Consider the following 16850-nt stretch of genomic DNA (forward strand, 5'->3'; position numbering starts at 1 on the left):
CGGGAAGTCATCTGGGAACACTCCTTCCAAGGCATCGCACACTCCAACTGTTGGTGGTGTGCCGATCATAAGAAAAGTGTTACCTATGTCCCTGTACAACTGTCACCTATGTCCCTGTGCCATACAGATCCCTCGCCCACGCGTTCACATCACGTTTGAAATTCCGCGGCGCGGTTGTTCACCGTTTAGTTGGACGCGTGGGCGGAAGACCGCCCACCCTACGGATCAACTCGCCTCAGTGAATGCCAGGTACAGCTCACGCGCGCGGCGCGCCACCGGGCCGGCTTCCAGCGTGCGGTCTTCGTAGCGCGTGCACGGCGTCACCTTGCCGTAATTTCCTGTACTGAAGATCTCGCGCGCCGTTGTCAATTCTTCCGGCGTCACCGTGCGCTCGTCGACGTGCACGCCTTCCGAGGCCAGCAGCGCGATCACGCGCGCGCGGGTGATGCCCGCCAGGAAGGTGCCGTTCAGCTTCGGCGTCACCACCGCCCCATCCTCGGCCACGATGAACAGGTTGGACGAGGCGAACTCGGCCACGTTGCCGTCGGCATCGAGCAGGATCGCCTGGTCGAAGCCGCGCGCCTTGGCTTCGCGCATGGCGCGGGTCGAGTTGGCGTACAGGGCCGAGGCCTTGGCGTCGGTCGGGGCCATGCTCGGCTGCGGGCGCAGCATGGTCGACAGGCAGGCGGAAAAGCCGGTGAACGGCGGCAGCGGCGCGTCGAACAGGGTCAGGGCGAACTGGCTGGCTTCGGCCACCGGAATCAGGAAGCCGTCGGTGCCGAACACCAGCGGGCGCACGTACAGCTCGGCATCGGCCGGGAATTTCGCCACGCCTTCGCGCACCAGCGCTTCCATCTCGTCCACGCCCAGGGGGCAGCGCAGGCCCAGTTTCTCGCTCGATGCGATCACGCGCTCCAGGTGCGGACGCAGGTCCGGCAGCTTGCCGCGCAGGGCGCGGGCACCGTCGAACACGGACGAGCCGAGCCAGAGGCTGTGGTCCATCGCGCCGTAGAGTGGCACATTGCCTTCATTCCATTGGCCGTTGTAATAAGTCAGGTACATGGCATCCCTCGTCTTGGTCTCGAAACGCGCTAGTGTAGCGCGGATGAGCACAGCCGATGTGTTGACGATTACCATCGACCATTGTTCGGTGGCGAACCAAGTTTCCTGTCCTGCTCGCGTACACTAGGGCTTTCCAAGCAAACGCACCGCATGCTCGCTACGCTCGAACGCCTCGATCCCGACAGCGACCGGATCGACCTCCTGGTCGATCTGGTCGATTGCCTGCGCCCGCGCCGCCGCTGGGTCTGGCAACGTCCGGACGATCCGGCCCACCAGGTACGCACGCTGACCCAGTTGCTCAAGGGGAATCCTGCTCAAGCCTGGACGCTGCGCCGCTACATCGTCACCCTGCTCGAAAAGCGCCGCCACACCAGCCTCTACAGCGACATCGGTATCCTGTCGAACGACGGCTTCGTCACCGAACTCAAGCGCCGGGTCGCCTACCGTTTCCTGCCGCCGGCCCTGAACGACCTCTATCTCTCCGACGCCCTGAACCAGGTGCTGTACCGCGAAGACGATTACCAATGGATCCGCGCGGTGCCGAACGCCGACTGGATGGAACTGTTCGACGTCATCGCCAACGCACCGCCGCCGCATGACGCCACAGCCGACCGCGCGCGCTACGTCACCCTGATGGGCCTGCTGGACGCGATCCGCACCCTGTCCTGCCGCATCTGCGCCCTTGGCCTGGAGCCGCGCCTGGTGCACAGCTACAGCGAGATCGAGGATTTCGACTCGCCCTTCCTGATGCAGAACATCGAGGTCAACGCCTACCTCGACGAGTACGCACGCTACATCGACGGCAAGATCGAGGGGCCCGAGCCGGCCAGGCACCTCTTGGTGATGCTGGACCAGTGCGAAGAAGTGGTGCTCAAAATCCGCCGCAGCGCCATGTCGAGCGGCACCAGCGTGGCGCTGACCTACCTGCTGGTGGCGCTGCAGCAGAGCATCGACCGCCTGCACAAGCTGCTCTACCTGGTCGACGTCAGCGGCGCCCTGCCCTCGGCGCCCACGGTCGACCTGGAAGCAATGGCCACCCGCCACGAAGGCCGGGTCGCGAGCGAAAAGCGGCTGGCCGCGATCGCACTGGCCGAGGAATTGATCGAGGCCCACAACACCAAGTACGAAGTCCGCGGCTTCATGCGCGACAACGTCGACCTGCTGGCGCGCAACGTCACCGAGAACGCCAGCCGCACCGGCGAGCACTACATCGCCGAGACCCGGCGCGAGCTGCGCCACATGTTCTCGGCCTCCGCCGGGGCCGGCTTCGTGGTCGGCTTCATGGCGATGTTCAAGATCATGCTCGGCTACCTGCGCACCGCGCCGCTGGTCGAGGCCTTCCTGTTCAGCATGAACTATTCGCTGGGCTTCATCCTGGTGCACCTGCTGCACTTCACCATCGCGACCAAGCAGCCGGCCATGACCGCCCAGCGCATCGCCGCCTCGCTGCACCGCGCCGAGAATGGGCGCAGCCTCGACGTCGACAGCCTGGCGGTGCTGGTGAACAAGGTGTTCCGCACCCAGATCGTGGCGGTGCTGGGCAATGTGCTGCTGGCTTTCCCGGTGGCCTGGGCGATCGCGGTCGGCTACAAGGCCATCAACGGCAGCCACATCGTCGACCCGGCCAAGGCCCACCACCTGCTGCACGACGTCGACCCGATCCACAGCCCGGCCCTGTTCTACGCTGCCGTCGCCGGCGTCTGGCTGTTCGTGGCCGGCCTGATCTCCGGCTACTACGACAACAAGGCCCTGTACACGCGCATGGGGCAGCGGGTGCGCCAGCTGCGCGGCCTGCGCCGGCTGCTGGGCGAAGAACGGCTGGGGCGCTTCGCCGACTACGTCGAGGACAATCTCGGCGGCCTGATGGGTAACTTCTTCTTCGGCATCATGCTCGGCATGACCGGCACCGTCGGCTTCCTGCTCGGCCTGCCGCTCGACATCCGCCACGTCACCTTCTCCACCGCCAACCTGGCTACCGCCCTGGTCGGCCTGGACTACAAGCTGCCGATCGAGACCGTGGTCAACGCGGCCTCGGGGGTGGCGCTGATCGGCGCCGTCAACCTGCTGGTCAGCTTCGGGCTGGCGCTGTGGGTCGCCCTGCGCGCCCGCAAGATCCGCTTCAAGCGCGGCATCCTGCTGGTGCGCGCCATGGGACGCCGCCTGCTCGCCTCGCCGATCGACTTTTTCCTCGGGCCGAAAGAAGTGCCCGTCAACAGCGAACTCCTCGTGAGGGACACGAAATGAACAACAAGCGTCTGCGGACCTTCCTTGCCTTTTTCGGCTTCATCTGCGTCGTCGCCTCGTGCAAGACGCTGCCGGACGCGAACACCCTGCCCGACAGCCCGGCCAAGGCGACGCCGACGGTGACCACGCCGCGCGGCATGCTGGACAATAAGCAGGCGGCCGCGCTGTTAAGGAAGCGCTGGGCCAACGCCTCGCCCGACCTGAAGCAACTGGCGGTGCTGGAAGAACAGGCGACCGGCGCCCCGCTCATTCCCGGCAACAAGGTCACCCTGCTGTTCGACGGCCCCGCCACCATGCGCGAAATGATGGCCGCCGCGCGCGAGGCGAAATCCTCGATCAACCTGGAAACCTATATCTTCGACCAGGACCCGATCGGCCTGCAGTTCGCCGAACTGCTGATGGAGAAGCGGCGCCAGGGCGTGGTGGTGAACATCATCGCCGACGGCGTCGGCACCCTCGCCACGCCCAAGGAATTCTTCGAGCGCCTGCGCGCGGCCGGCGTCAACGTGGTGATCTTCAACCCGGTGAACCCCTTGCAGCGCCCCGGCAACTGGCAGCTGAACAACCGCGACCACCGCAAGATCATGATCGTCGACGGCCGGGTCGGCTTCACCGGCGGCATCAACATCAGCGAGACCTATGCCAACAGTTCGCTGTTCCGCTCGCGCAAAAAACCGGACAACGTCAACAAGGACGACGTCGGCTGGCGCGACACCCACATCCGCATCGAAGGCCCGGCGGTTGCCGCCCTGCAGTACGCTTTCGTCGACAACTGGGTGCACCAGGACGCCGGCGAACTGCCGCAAGTCGACTACTTCCCGCGCCTTTCTCCCGCCGGCGACAAGGTGCTGCGCGTGCTGGCGACCTCGCCGGACCGCGATTCCGAGATCTACAAGTCGATGATGATCGCCATGAACGAGGCCAAGACCTCGATCCACATCACCTCGGCATACTTTGTACCGGACCAGCAGATCGTCGATTCGCTGGTGGGCGCGGCCAAGCGCGGCGTCGACGTCAAGCTGGTGCTGCCGGGGGTGTCGGACCATGACCTGATCAAGTATGCGGGGCAGGCCTTCTACGACCAGTTATTGGAAGGCGGCGTGAAGATCTACCAGCTGCAGGTGGCGGTGCTGCATGCCAAGACCGCGGTGATCGACGGGATCTGGTCGACCATCGGCTCGGCCAATATCGACCGGCGCAGCTTCATCCACAACTACGAGCTGAATGTCGTGGTGCTGGATCCGGCGTTCGGGAAGGATATGGAGGCGGCGTTCAACGAGGATTTGCGCAGTTCGAAGCAGATCACCCTGGCGCAATGGCGCGATCGGCCGTGGAAGGACCGGATGCGCGAGTTCCTCGGGCGTCTCGCGGAGTATTGGATTTAACGTAGGGTGGGCGGTCCGCCCACGCGTCCAGATCCCGTATGAATGGATGCGACGCGATTGTTCACGAGCTGCTTGAACGCGTGGGCGGAGGACCGCCCACCCTACAACCCCGCGGCCATCAGGCCGTCGATATGGGGCGTCCACACATTCCCGGTCCGCATGAACTTCTCGGTCGCCACCAGCGCGAACTCCCCGCGCACCACATCCCAGCCATAGCGGTCGATCTCGACCTTCAATGGCTCGACCCGCACCACATTGAATGAATTCACCTCCCCGCGCCCGCGGGTCGAGGTCGCCGTCCCCGCCTGCACCACCAGCGCCGCGTACTCGCTGATCTGGTAGCGCGCCGCGGTGCTGCCGGCGTGGCTGGCGTGCATGTGCCCCGCCATCAGGATGTCCACCCCCGATTCCGAAAACGCCTGCATCGCCAGCGAGCGGCGCCGCACCAGGTCGCGCTCCTCGAAGCCGTCGGGCAGGTCGAAGGGGTGATGGGTGACGACGATGCGCGTGATTTCCGGCGCCAGGCCGGCCAGCTGTTCGTGCAGGGCGGCCAGCTGGGTGCGGCTCACGCGCCCGTCCTTGATGGTGAGCGAGCGCGCCGTGTTCACGCCGATCACGGCGATCTCGTCGTCGGCGTAGAAGGGATCGAGGTCGTCGGTGATGTAGCGCTTGTAGCGCGCCAGCGGCTTGACGAAGCGCCGGAACACGTTATACAGCGAAATGTCGTGGTTGCCCGGGACGACGATCTGCGGCCCCGGCAGGGTGTCGAGGAAGGCGCGCGCCTGCTCGAATTCGTCCAGCTTGGCGCGCTGGGTCAGGTCGCCCGAGATCACCACCACGTCCGGGTCGACACGCTCGACCAGGGCGCGCAGCGGCCCCAGCAGGGCCTGGTCGACACGACCGAAATGCAGGTCGGACAGGTGGACGAGTGTGCGCATGCCTTCTCCTTGTCAGGTCTGGTGGGCGCGGGCCCTGCTGCGACGGTTCAGGGTGGCCGCGCCCGTGATGCAGATGGCCAGCCAGGCGCAGCCTTCGACGGCGCCCGCCAGCACATCAGTCAGGTAATGGGCTCCAAGATACATCCTCGAGAACGCGACCGTCGCCACCATGGCGGCGGCGAGCACGAACGGCAGCACTCTGCCCGTCCACGAGCGCGCCTGGCGCGCGAAATAACAGGCGATGAAGCCATACAGCACGGTGGCGCCCATCGCGTGGCCGCTGGGGAAACTGTAGGTCGTCAGTTCCAGGATCGGCTCGGCGAAATGCGGGCGGGCGCGCTCGAAGGTGTGCTTCAGCACCACGTTCAGGATCTGGCCGCCGGGCACGCTGCTGACCAGGGCCACCAGCGAGTAGCGGTGGCCGCGGCGCCAGAGCCAGGCGCCGAACAGCGCCGCCAGGATCAGGATGCCCGGCGTGCTGTGGACCTGGGTGACCACCATCAACAGGGTGCGCAGGACGTCGTTGGCATTCGCATGCAAGTGCAGCCAGTTGGCGACCCGGACGTCGAGCAGCGTGATCGGCGCCCCGGCCACGACCGCACCGGCCAGCTGGGCGAACACGGCGGTGGCGAGCACCAGCATGGCCAGGCCAGCGGTGAGGTGCAAACCATATTCGCCTTCCGGCGAGAAACGGGCCGCAGCGAAACGGTGGAGTCGGGGCAGGAACTGGCGCATTCGGTAACCAAGTGGGCGTGTTGGCAAAAAAATACAAAACCAAAAATTTACTGTACATCCGAACAGTCACTGTGGATTTGTACAGTAGTTGTGATATTCTTTACTCACCTCAACGATTTTAATAAAAGGAAACGAACCATGACCACTCTGAACAGCTCCTTCGGCCTGGAATATGCACCTGTCCCTTTTATGGTGCGCCTCGGCCGCCGCGAGATCCTGATCACCCGTGACTTCCGCAAGCGCTTTTACGCCGTGAACCCGGTCATCGAATGCGATACCGGCGTCGAGGCGGGCCACGTGGAAATCCTGCTGCTGCGCCGCTGGCTGCTCATCCTGTCCAAGGCACACTGAGAAAAACGCATATTGTTAAGCGAATTCATTCGTTCCTTTCGGGGGCAGCTGAGCCGTAGACTACAGGCTCCGAACCTCCCCCTGAAAGAACAACAATGCTTCGCAAAACCTTCGTGCAATCGCTGGCGGCGCTGGCGCTGCTGGCAAGCCTGACCCCGACGGCAGCACTGGCCGCCGACGTCACCCTGCTCAACGTGTCCTACGACCCGACGCGCGAGCTCTACCAGGACATCGACGCCGCCTTTGCCCGCAGCTGGAAAGCGAAGACCGGCGACACCGTCACCGTGAAGCAATCGCATGGCGGTTCGGGCAAGCAGGCACGGTCCGTCATCGACGGCCTGCCGGCCGACGTGGTCACGCTGGCGCTCGCCTACGACATCGATGCTATCAGCGAAAAGGGTTTGATCGCGCAAGGTTGGCAGAACCGCCTGCAGTACCGCAGCGCGCCCTACACCTCGACCATCGTGTTCCTGGTGCGCAAGGGTAACCCGAAGAAGATCCGCGACTGGAACGACCTGGTGAAGCCGGGCGTCTCCGTCATCACCCCGAATCCGAAGACTTCGGGCGGCGCGCGCTGGAACCACCTGGCCGCCTACGGCTACGCCCTGCGCCAGCCGGGCGGCTCGCCCGCCACCGCCAAGGACTTCCTGGGCAAGCTGTACAAGAACGTGCCGGTGCTCGACTCGGGCGCCCGCGGCGCCACCACCACCTTCGTCGAACGCGGCATCGGCGACGTCCTGCTGGCCTGGGAAAACGAAGCCCTGCTGGCCCTGCGCGAACTGGGCCCGGACAAGTTCGAGATCGTCGCGCCGTCGATCAGCATCCTGGCCGAACCGCCGGTCGCCGTGGTCGACAAGAACGTCGACAAGAAGGGCACCCGCAAGGTGGCCCAGGCCTACCTCGAGTTCCTGTACACCGACGAGGCGCAGGACATCATCGCCAGGAATTATTATCGTCCGGCGGTGGAACGCTTCTCGAAGAAGTACGCGTCGCAATTCCCGAACATCAAGCTGTTCCAGATCGCCGAGCTGGGCGGGTGGACGCAGGCGCAGAAGGCGCACTTCGCGGATGGCGGGGTGTTCGATCAGATCTACCAGCCGGGCAAGTAAATCTCCGACTTGATTCGGTTTTGTAGGGAGGCGCCGCTTTGTCGGCGCCTTTTTTGTAGGGTGGGCGATCCTCCGCCCACGCGCCCAAATCACGGTAATGCTGCCCGTGCGTCCGCGCTTTCCGCTGCCGCTCTTCACACCAACTTGGGCCCCGGCCTGCGCCGGGGCGACGGCTCATCGGTATGTGGCCGATCGTCACGTCGCCGGTCCGCGTGAAATCCTTCCAACAAGCAAGCTGGCATCCCCTTTTCTCCAGCCGGGCTAGGATAGTGTCCAGTCATTCACTGGCCTGCCTGGCGGCTGGACGCCGCAGGCAGTCCTCTTCACTCACCTCGAAAAGGATCACGTCATGGCAATCAAGCTCCGAAAACTCCACGATCAGGTCATGGTCATCACCGGCGCCACCAGCGGCATCGGGTTGACCACCGCCCGCATGGCCGCGGCGCGCGGCGCCCGTCTCGTTCTCGCGGCGCGCGGCAAGGAAGCGCTGGGTGAGCTCGCCGACGAGATGCGCAGCCGGGGCGTGCAGGTCGAGACCGTCGTTGCGGATGTGGGCGAGATCGCCGACGTCGAGCGCATCGGCGCGAAAGCCATCGACCGCTTCGGCCGCATCGACACCTGGGTCAACAATGCCGGCATCTCGATCTTCGGCCGCCTGGAAGAGATCGCGCCGGAAGACCACCACCGCCTGTTCCAGACCAATTTCTGGGGCACCGTCAACGGTTCGCTGGAAGCGGCGCGGCGCATGAAGCGCGGCCGTGGGGGCGCCATCATCAACGTCGGCAGCGAAGTGTCGGAGCGCTCGATCCCGATGCAGGGCATGTATGCGTCCTCGAAGCATGCGGTGAAGGGCTTTACCGACGCGCTGCGCATGGAACTGGAAAAGGAAGGGGCGCCGCTGCAGGTGACGCTGGTGCGTCCGGCCGCGATCGACACGATGTTCGCGGTGCACGCGAAGAACTACATGGAAAAGGAACCGGCGCTGCCGCCGCCGATCTACGCGCCGGAAGTGGTGGCGGACGCCATCCTGTACTGCGCCGAGCATCCGAAGCGCGACATCTTCGCGGGCGGCGCCTCGAAAATGATCTCGGCCGGCTCCAAGCTGATGCCGGCGTTGTTCGACCGCTGGATGAACGCCAGCATGTTCGACCAGCAGCAATCGGATCGCCCCAGCCTGCCGGGCCGCCGCGACGCCCTGTACAAGCCGGACCCGGCCACCGAGCTGCGCCAGCGCCAGGGCATGCCGGAAAACGTGCATGAGCGCAGCCTCTATACGAAGACGAGCCTGCGCTCCTCGCCCGTGACCACCGCGCTGGTGGCCGGCGGGGCCTTACTGGCCGCCTTCTCGCTCTCGCGGCGGCTGGCTCGTTAAGAAGTCGGTGTCCTCCTCGGTGAGCGGCGTATCGGGGAGGGACACGACCTGGTCGGTGTCGATGTCGGCGCCGTCTTTCGCGACGGTGTCGCGGCCGGCTGCGGCGCGTTCGCCGGTGCCGCCCATGTCGCTGTCGCCCGAGAAGTTGGCGTCGCCCACGTCCGGTCCGGCGGTGCCGCCGGCGTGGCTCTCTTCTTGATCAGAGGTGGTGCCGCGGTCGAAGTCGAGGGTCTGCTCGGGGTCGAGCGCGTCCGAGAAACCGGGGCCGCCGACCACGTCGCTGCCGCTGTCGGAAATGTCGCTCGGGCCGAGGGCGTCGATGCCGTGGCCCTTGCCCAGGCTGCGGTCTGGGCGTTCCGGGAAGTTGTCCGGGTCGAGTGTGCTGGTGCCTGTCATGTTGCCTCCAAAAACGTTGTTAGCCATGACATCAGGCTACCGTTTTTTGCAACATCGCGTCGCCGCGCACGTGCACGGCCAGGCCTCAGAACGCGCGCCGCATCCCCACGTTGACGGCGCTGCCGCTGCCGCGCGAGCCGATGTCGCGCAGGCCGCCGGTGTGCTGGATGTGCGAGTAGGCGGCGTAGAAATCCAGGCGCCTCGACACCGCGTAGGTGGCGCCGACCGCCATCTGGCGCGCGTCGCGGTTGGCCGGGTCGCGGTCGTTCTTGCGGATGTAGGAAGCCAGCAGCGTGGTCGCGCGGGTCACCGGCACCGCGACCCCGGCCAGCACGTCGCGACTGTCGGTCGAGGGCGTGCTGCGCAGGCCGGCGGCGCCGTAGGGATTGTCCGGATTGAACAGCGGCGAGGTGACCCAGCCGCGGTTGGCGCTGTAGGCGGCGTAGGCCTTGCCCCAGCCCAGGTCGTAGTTGGCGGCGACGATCGAGTTCTTCGCCGCCATCGTGATGTCGACCTGGTTGATGCGGGTGACCTTGGCGACGTTGCGGTTCTGGTGGGCAGCGCGGATGGTGAAGGGGCCGAGCTTGAAGCCGGCCGTCATGCCCCAGGCGCGGCCCGAGGGCGAGCCGTCGATGTCGCCGCGGCCCCAGGACGAGCCGGCGGTGAAGCCCTTGTAGTTGCCGCGGTAGCTGACGCTGTCGTCGCTGCGCAGGCGGTCCTCGGCGCCGCTGGCGCTGCCGGCCAGGCCGCCCTGGAACGGGTCGCCGACCTCGTTCAGGGTGCTGAAGTCGATGTTGTACTGGCGCCCGACCGTCAGCACCTCGGCCTTCGATGCGGCGGCGCGGCGTGCCTCGGCTTCCTGCGCGGTTTCCAGCATGAAGATCGCCGGCGCCTCGCCCGGGGCCTTGGCCGCGTGCGCGCCATCGGCCTGCACCACGGCTTCCCTCACCCTGGCGGCATTGGTCGATTCGGTTCCCGCTTCCCTGGCGGCCCCGGCGCCCGCGTCCCCACTGGGCGCGTTGTTCTGTGCCGAGGCGCAAGCCGCGCTCGCTCCGAGCACGGCGCATGCGACGATTGACATCTTCATGGCCTGTTCCTCTCTGACGCCAGTGTTCCGCATCCGAGCAGCCTGATCTGTCTAATACCTCACATAAAGACGCGGGTCATGCCAAAAAAAGCGGCAGTATTTGCGTTCCCGCATAACTTTCATGTTTACGGCCGTGTTCGTAGGGTGGGCGCTCCCGCGCCCACGCGTTCAAGCGGCTTGAAAATGGACGATGCGCGTGAGTGCTCGCTTGATTTGAACGCGTGGGCGAAGGACCGCCCACCCTACGCAACTCAGCGGCGCAGGGCCGCAAAGGCGGACGGCTCCCACTCGCGCAGGGCCAGCAGCAAGCCGGTGCCGCGGCGCTGCGGCAGGGGCGCGGCCAGGCTTTCCTCGTGCAGCTGGGCGAAGCGGGCGCGCAGCTGGCGCAGCTCCGCCTGCAGCTTGGCGCGTGCGCTTTCGGTCAGCATGCCGTGCACGAAGTCGAGCGACTCGCTGGAAGCGCGGAAACCGCTGTCGATGAAATCCGGCATGCCCTGCTCGCGGAAGTAGCGCCGGATCGGCCCGTCCGGCAGCCAGTCGAAGTCGCGCGCCACGTTCAGGCGGATGCGGTTGCCCGGTAACAGGGTGATCAGTGCCAGGCGGTCCAGGCGCACCAGCTGCTGCACGCAGTCGGCCTCGCTCAGGCGGTAGACCTGCAGCATCTGCTCCATGGTCCAGTGGTTCAGCGCGCACACCGAGACCAGCAGCAGGCGCAGGTCCGACACCAGTTCGCGTTCCTGGGCGGCGCTGAGGGTGTGGATGCGCTGGTGGCGCTGCCCCGCTTCCTGGGTCAGCTCGGCCAGGGTCAGGCCCAGCAGGGTGCAAACCTCGAGCAGGCGCTCGAGCGTGAACTGCTCGGTGGCGAACAGGCGCTTGACGCTGGGTTCGGACAGGCCGAGGGCGGCGCCGACATCGCGGTAGGTCTTGCCCTGGCGTTTCAGTTCACGCTTGAGCGTGGTGATGAGTTGGGTGATCTCGGACATGGGGCGATGGTAGCAGGCGCTTTGTCCTCCGAGCAACTCATGCTGGATTACGAAGCTATCCCTACTGGGATAGGTTCTACATCGCCGCCGCCAGCGCCACCCCGTTCTTGCCGGTGCGCTTGACCGCATACATCGCGTGGTCGGCGCGCGCCAGCCAGGCGTCAAGATCCGGCGCCTCGTCCGGCTTGTGCAGGGCGATGCCGATGCTGGCGCCGACCGTCACGCTGGTGGTGCGCAGCACGAAAGGGTCCTTCAGGCGCGCCAGCAGTTTCCTCGCCGTATCCTCGGCATGGACGGCGTCGGCCAGCATTTCCAGCACCACCACGAACTCGTCGCCGGCCAGGCGCGCCACCATGTCGGTCTTGCGCACGCCCTGCGACAGGCGTTCGCCGAACTGGCGCAGCAGCTCGTCGCCCTCCTCGTGACCGTGGTTGTCGTTGACCGTCTTGAAGCCGTCCATGTCAAGGAACAGCAAGGCGCAGGGCCGGCCGACGCGGCGCGCGCGGCTCATCGCCTCGGGCAGGGTTTCCAGCAAGGCCCGGCGGTTCGGCAGGCCGGTCAGCACGTCGCGCAGCAGCAGCGCCTGCAGCTCGGCGGTGCGCTCGGCGACCGCCGCCTCCAGGCGTTCGTTCATGGCCAGCAAGGCGGCGCGGTGCGCGGTTTCGCTGCGCACCAGGTCGCGCATCGCGCTCGACAGGATTGCGGCTTCCTGGAAGCCGTCCACGTGCGGGATCGGCGGCGCTTCGCGGCCGGCCTCGTGCGCCTCGGTGACCCGTTCGATCGCCCGGCGCAGCGCCGCCATCGGACGCGTCAGGCGGCGCGCCAGCAGCGCTGCGGCGCCCGCCAGCAGCAGCGCCAGCAGCGCGCTCCAGGCCAGCATGCGGTGCTGCAGGTCGACCGCGCCTTCCATCGCGCGGTCCTCGGTCTGGCGCACCAGCACGCTCCAGCGCAGCGAGCTCGGGTCCAGCATGTCGCCGGTCTGGCTGTAGCCGGTGAGGTAGGCGCGCCCGTCGGGCCAGACTTCGCGCATCGAGCCGGTCATGCCCTTGCGCGCCAGGCGCAGGCTGGCGGTGTCGATCTTGCGCTCGACCATCGAATCCGGCCCCAGCATCACGGTGCCGTCGTCGCGCACCACCAGGATCTCGGCGCCGTATTCGCGCAGCGCCGGGGTCAGGAGCTTCTTGGCATGGTTCCTCGTCCACTCCCAGCTCAGGTGCAGGCCCAGCACACCGGCCGGCTTGCCCTGCCCGTCCAGCAAGGGCGCCGACACGTCGACGAAGCGCCAGGGGTCCGGTTTGCGCGGCAGGATTTTTTCCAGCAGCACCGCCGGGTGGTAGTCGGATGCGTGCACGCCGCGCATGCCGGCGGTGAACCAGGGACGCGTGCTGACGTCCGCGCCTTCCAGCATGCGGCCGGTCGCGGCGCTGACCGTGCCGTTGGCTTCGGCGATGCCGATCCAGGCATAGTCGGGGAAGGTGCGCTGCAGGCTTTCCAGCACCTGGCGCGCCGTGTCCGGGTTGCGCGCATGGCGCACCGACGGCAGTTCCGTCAGCAGGCGGGCGTCGCCGGCGGCCTTGTCCACGACCCGGTTGAGCGAATCGCGCATCTGCCATGACAGCTGCTGCAGGCGCAGCTGGGCTTCTTCCCGCGACTGGCGCACCGCAAAATGGTTTACCAGCGCCAGCTGCAAGCCGACCGTCAGCGCGACGGTGGCGCACACCGCCAGCGTCATCAGGCTCGACAGGCGCAGTTTGCCGGGGAAGCTGTTCATGGAATTGGATAACTGTTCAAATAGCAATGTCCACGCATTGTAACGAGTTTTGTACTGTGCAATAGATACAATTGAGCATCATTTATTTCTTTAAATACATTTTTTGCGCTATTTACCACACAACAAAGCCGGTTCAGCAATCCTTCTACGCCGAAAGAAATAGATGAACTACCCTAGTATCGAACATTATATTGGAACAAATATTCCATGAGCGGCGACCGTTTCCAGGAAATGCGTATTTTCGCGCGTATCGTCGAGGGCCGCAGTTTGACTTTGGCGGCCGACGACCTGCAGCTGCCGCGCGCCACGGTGACGAATGCCATCAAGCGGCTCGAGGCGCGCCTCGCCACGCGCCTGCTGGAGCGCACCACGCGCGTGGTTGCCCCCACGCTCGACGGCCAGGCCTATTACGAGCGCTGCCAGCGCCTGCTGGCGGACCTGGCCGAGATGGAAGCCGTCTTCACCCGCACCGATCCCAGCGGCCTGCTGCGCGTGAACCTGCAGGCGACGCTGGCGCGCCGGGTGGTGGCGCCCGCCCTGCCCGCCTTCCTGGCGCGCTACCCCGGCATCCAGCTGCAGGTCGGCGAAGGCGACCGCCTGGTCGACCTGGTGCGGGAAGGCGTCGATTGCGTGCTGCGCGTCGGGAACCTGCAGGATTCCTCGATGGTCGCGCGCCAGGTGGCGCGCCTGCGCCAGGTCACCTGCGCCAGCCGCGCCTACCTCGACCGTCACGGCCGGCCCGCCAGCCTCGAGGAACTGGACGGGCATCTTGCGGTGCACTACCTTTCATCCAGCACCGGCCGTCCCTACCCGCTCGAATTCCTGGTAGACGGCGCGCTGCGCCAGCTCACGCCGCCGTGTTCGGTCGCGGTAACCGGCGCCGACATGTACACCGCGAGCGCCATTGCCGGCCTCGGGCTGGTGCAGGTGCCGCGCTACCGGGTCGAGGCCGAGCTGGCGGCCGGCTTGCTGGAGCCGGTGCTGCCGGCTTTAGAACCGCCCGACCTGCCGGTCTCGGTGCTGTATCCGCACAGCCGCCAGCTGTCGCCGCGGGTGCGCGTGTTCGTCGACTGGCTGGCGTCTCTCTTTGGAGAGGCCCGCGACCTCTAGTATTGCTCGCCGGTGTACCATCGCCAGGTCAACACCACCGGGAGCCTGTCGATGAAAGCGGTTTGCCTGTTGCTGTCAGCCTGCCTCACCTCCGCCACCTGCGCCGCGGCGCCCTCCGCCACCGTGGTCCCGGACGACGAAGTGCGGGGCCTGATGGCGCGCGAGCACGTGGAGGGACTGGCCATGGCCGTGATCGACGGCGGCCAGGTGAAAAGCGTACGCACCTGGGGCCGGCGCAACGTCGAGAAGGACCTGCCCCTGACCCCGCAGACCGTGATGTACGGCGCCTCGCTGACCAAGACCGCTTTCGCCTACATGCTGCTGCAGCTGGTCGACGAAGGAAAGCTCGACCTCGACGCCAGCGTCGCCACCCTGCTGCCCCAGCCCCTGCCCGCCTACGACAAGAAGCCCTACGACTTCTCGCAGCTTGCCGGCGACGAGCGCTGGCGCAAGCTCACGCCGCGCATCATGCTCACGCACAGCACCGGCTTCGCCAACTTCCGCTGGGTCGAGCCGGACGGCAAGCTGCGCTTCCACTTCGACCCGGGCGCGCGCTACGGCTACTCGGCCGAGGGCATGTACATCCTGCAGCTGATCGTCGAACGCGGACTGGGACTGGACACGGAAGAGGAGATGCAGCGCCGGGTGTTCGGGCGCTTCGGCATGCGCAACACCAGCATGCTGTGGCGCGCGGATTTCGCCAATAACCTGGCCGACGGCTACACCATCGAAGGCAAGATGGTGCCGCACGACGACCGCAGCCGCGCCAGCGCGGCCGGCTCGATGGACACCTCGATCGAAGACCAGGCCAGGCTCTGGGCCGGCATCGTGCGCGGGGAGGGATTGAGCGCGGCGTCGCGCGCCATGCTGGTGCGGCCGCAGTTGCCGATCACCTCGAACAACCAGTTCCCGACCCTGGTCCCGGGCCAGGTCGCCTGGCCGCAGAAGCTGTCCGCGGGCCTCGGCCTGGTGACCTTCCAGGACCGCAGCGGGCCGGCCTGGTTCAAGGGCGGGCATGACGACAGCACGGGGAACATGGCGATCTGCCTGGAGAACGGGAAACGCTGCGTGGTGCTGCTGTCGAACGACGTGCGCGCCGAGCGCATCTACCCCGAGCTGGCGCGGCGCGTGCTCGGGGAAACGGACATGCCGTGGAAGTGGGAGTATGGGTGGTACAAGCCCACCCCGCCGTGATCAGTTGCCGCTCAGTTGCCGCTCAGTTGCCGAAATAGCGTCCCGGCCGATGCCAGGCCATCACCATGCTGCTCATGGCGATCGCGCTCAGCGACGACCAGCCCACCAGCCGCGGCTCGACGATCGACAGCGCCACCAGCAGGATCACGGCATCGATCGCGACCTGGGTGCGGCCGGCGTTGATGCCGTATTTTTTCTGCAGCCACAGGGTGACGATGCCGGTGCCGCCCACGCCCGCGCCATGGCGCGCCAGCGCCAGGATGCCCATGCCGCAGAAGGTGCCGCCGCCCAGCGCCGCCACCATCGGGTGGATGTGGCCGATCACCAGCGCGTTCGGCAGCAGCTTCAGGAGGGCCATGATGGCGACGCTGCCGATCAGCGACTTGATGGTGAAGCGCGCGCCCATGAACAGGTAGCCGAACAGGAAGAACGGCAGGTTGATCAGCATGAACAGCATGCCGACCGAGACACTGGTGGTGTACGACACCAGCAGCGAGATGCCGGCCACGCCGCCCGTGATCAGGCCGGCCGCCTGCAGCAGCAGCACGCCCATCACGACGAACAGGATGCCCACCGCGATGCCGTAGACGTCGTCCAGCAGGGTGTGCGGCTTCACCGGCGCCATCCGGCTAGGCTGCGCCGCCTGCGTCTGCAAGGCGCCCTGCATCATCGCGCCACCCCGCCATGCATGGCCTCCATCACGGGTGCACGGCGTGCATCGGACTGGAACGGCGTCGGGACGGGCAAGAGCGGATGCTTCATTTTCCTCACAGTGCAGAGACGAAGGCGCCGCCCCGGCCACCGGATCGCGGGGGCCGTGCAACGACAATAATCGGGGAACGTAAGTGATACTACGGTCTACGGCCGCCATTATTACTGATGTTGCGCCGCAATGTAACTTCGCGCTCCGCATGACCGCCATTCAGGAAATGCATATCTCCCGTTCTCTCAAACTTATGCAAAGCAGCTCGATACTACTTAAAGCACGCCTTACCGTTGAGTTCCTGCTTCACAGGGGCCGGTTTCACCCTGCGCTCGCGCGCAAGGCCAGCGCCTTCCCCTCCACAGGCCGACACGGTGGAACTCACCGCCATGTTTCTCAAATTGATTGCT

The 16850-nt window shown here is 66.2% G+C and carries 16 protein-coding genes; 8 read left to right on the forward strand and 8 right to left on the reverse strand.

Going from position 1 to position 16850, the window contains the following annotated elements; all coding sequences use genetic code 11:
• Nucleotides 1-225: 225 nt before the first annotated feature.
• Complete coding sequence (locus LQ564_RS25480) at nucleotides 226-1062, reverse strand: branched-chain amino acid aminotransferase (protein ID WP_231060929.1); 837 nt, start codon at nucleotides 1060-1062, stop codon at nucleotides 226-228.
• Between the two features lie 150 nt (nucleotides 1063-1212).
• On the opposite strand from LQ564_RS25480, the gene LQ564_RS25485 reads away from it, so the two are divergent.
• Both LQ564_RS25485 and cls read left to right on the forward strand, forming a co-directional pair.
• Complete coding sequence (locus tag LQ564_RS25485) at nucleotides 1213-3306, forward strand: site-specific recombinase (protein WP_231060930.1); 2094 nt, start codon at nucleotides 1213-1215, stop codon at nucleotides 3304-3306.
• Nucleotides 3303-4691 (forward strand): cardiolipin synthase, encoded by a 1389-nt coding sequence (gene cls, locus LQ564_RS25490; protein ID WP_231060931.1) that lies wholly within the window; start codon nucleotides 3303-3305, stop codon nucleotides 4689-4691. The genes LQ564_RS25485 and cls overlap by 4 nt, the downstream gene beginning before the upstream one ends.
• A 101-nt stretch (nucleotides 4692-4792) precedes the next feature.
• On the opposite strand, the gene LQ564_RS25495 is transcribed toward cls, so the two are convergent.
• Together LQ564_RS25495 and LQ564_RS25500 are read right to left on the reverse strand one after the other, a co-directional pair.
• Nucleotides 4793-5629 (reverse strand): metallophosphoesterase family protein, encoded by an 837-nt coding sequence (locus tag LQ564_RS25495; RefSeq protein WP_231060932.1) that lies wholly within the window; start codon nucleotides 5627-5629, stop codon nucleotides 4793-4795.
• Between the two features lie 12 nt (nucleotides 5630-5641).
• Nucleotides 5642-6295 (reverse strand): phosphatase PAP2 family protein, encoded by a 654-nt coding sequence (locus LQ564_RS25500; RefSeq protein WP_231060933.1) that lies wholly within the window; start codon nucleotides 6293-6295, stop codon nucleotides 5642-5644.
• 207 nt (nucleotides 6296-6502) lie between these two features.
• Between LQ564_RS25500 and LQ564_RS25505 the strand changes: the two genes are divergently transcribed.
• The 3 genes from LQ564_RS25505 to LQ564_RS25515 all read left to right on the forward strand — a co-directional run bounded on the left by LQ564_RS25505 (nucleotide 6503) and on the right by LQ564_RS25515 (nucleotide 9196).
• Entirely contained in the window at nucleotides 6503-6715 is a 213-nt protein-coding gene (locus tag LQ564_RS25505) for a hypothetical protein (protein ID WP_231060934.1), read from the forward strand.
• 95 nt (nucleotides 6716-6810) lie between these two features.
• A complete protein-coding gene (locus LQ564_RS25510; RefSeq protein ID WP_231060935.1) occupies nucleotides 6811-7824 on the forward strand; it encodes a sulfate ABC transporter substrate-binding protein in 1014 nt (337 codons plus the stop codon).
• Nucleotides 7825-8173: 349 nt separating this feature from the next.
• Nucleotides 8174-9196, forward strand: a complete 1023-nt coding sequence (locus tag LQ564_RS25515; RefSeq protein ID WP_231060936.1) for an SDR family oxidoreductase — start codon at nucleotides 8174-8176, stop codon at nucleotides 9194-9196.
• Here the strand turns inward: LQ564_RS25515 and LQ564_RS25520 are convergent.
• The 4 genes from LQ564_RS25520 to LQ564_RS25535 form a co-directional block, all read right to left on the reverse strand.
• On the reverse strand, nucleotides 9155-9592 hold the full coding sequence (locus LQ564_RS25520; RefSeq protein ID WP_231060937.1) for a hypothetical protein: 438 nt from the start codon (nucleotides 9590-9592) through the stop codon (nucleotides 9155-9157). The two genes, LQ564_RS25515 and LQ564_RS25520, sit on opposite strands and share 42 nt — an antisense overlap.
• A gap of 85 nt (nucleotides 9593-9677) precedes the next feature.
• The gene (locus LQ564_RS25525) at nucleotides 9678-10679 is read right to left on the reverse strand and encodes a porin (protein WP_231060938.1); all 1002 of its coding nucleotides are present in this window, start codon (nucleotides 10677-10679) and stop codon (nucleotides 9678-9680) included.
• 251 nt (nucleotides 10680-10930) lie between these two features.
• Nucleotides 10931-11662, reverse strand: coding sequence for a helix-turn-helix domain-containing protein (locus tag LQ564_RS25530; protein ID WP_231060939.1), 732 nt, complete (start codon nucleotides 11660-11662; stop codon nucleotides 10931-10933).
• 76 nt (nucleotides 11663-11738) lie between these two features.
• On the reverse strand, nucleotides 11739-13433 hold the full coding sequence (locus LQ564_RS25535; RefSeq protein ID WP_231060940.1) for a sensor domain-containing diguanylate cyclase: 1695 nt from the start codon (nucleotides 13431-13433) through the stop codon (nucleotides 11739-11741).
• A gap of 207 nt (nucleotides 13434-13640) precedes the next feature.
• Here LQ564_RS25535 and LQ564_RS25540 point away from each other — a divergent pair, with 207 nt between their 5' ends.
• On the forward strand, nucleotides 13641-14543 hold the full coding sequence (locus LQ564_RS25540; RefSeq protein ID WP_231060941.1) for a LysR family transcriptional regulator: 903 nt from the start codon (nucleotides 13641-13643) through the stop codon (nucleotides 14541-14543).
• A 51-nt stretch (nucleotides 14544-14594) separates the two neighbouring features.
• Entirely contained in the window at nucleotides 14595-15737 is a 1143-nt protein-coding gene (locus tag LQ564_RS25545; protein WP_231060942.1) for a serine hydrolase domain-containing protein, read from the forward strand.
• Between the two features lie 22 nt (nucleotides 15738-15759).
• Here LQ564_RS25545 and LQ564_RS25550 read toward each other — a convergent pair whose 3' ends face one another.
• Entirely contained in the window at nucleotides 15760-16362 is a 603-nt protein-coding gene (locus tag LQ564_RS25550; protein WP_231060944.1) for a YitT family protein, read from the reverse strand.
• A gap of 286 nt (nucleotides 16363-16648) precedes the next feature.
• On the opposite strand from LQ564_RS25550, the gene LQ564_RS25555 reads away from it, so the two are divergent.
• On the forward strand, nucleotides 16649-16850 hold a 202-nt coding region (locus LQ564_RS25555; protein ID WP_231060943.1), incomplete at its 3' end, for a hypothetical protein.

The organism is Massilia phyllostachyos (assembly GCF_021044825.1).
GTDB classification, from domain to species: domain Bacteria; phylum Pseudomonadota; class Gammaproteobacteria; order Burkholderiales; family Burkholderiaceae_D; genus Telluria; species Telluria phyllostachyos.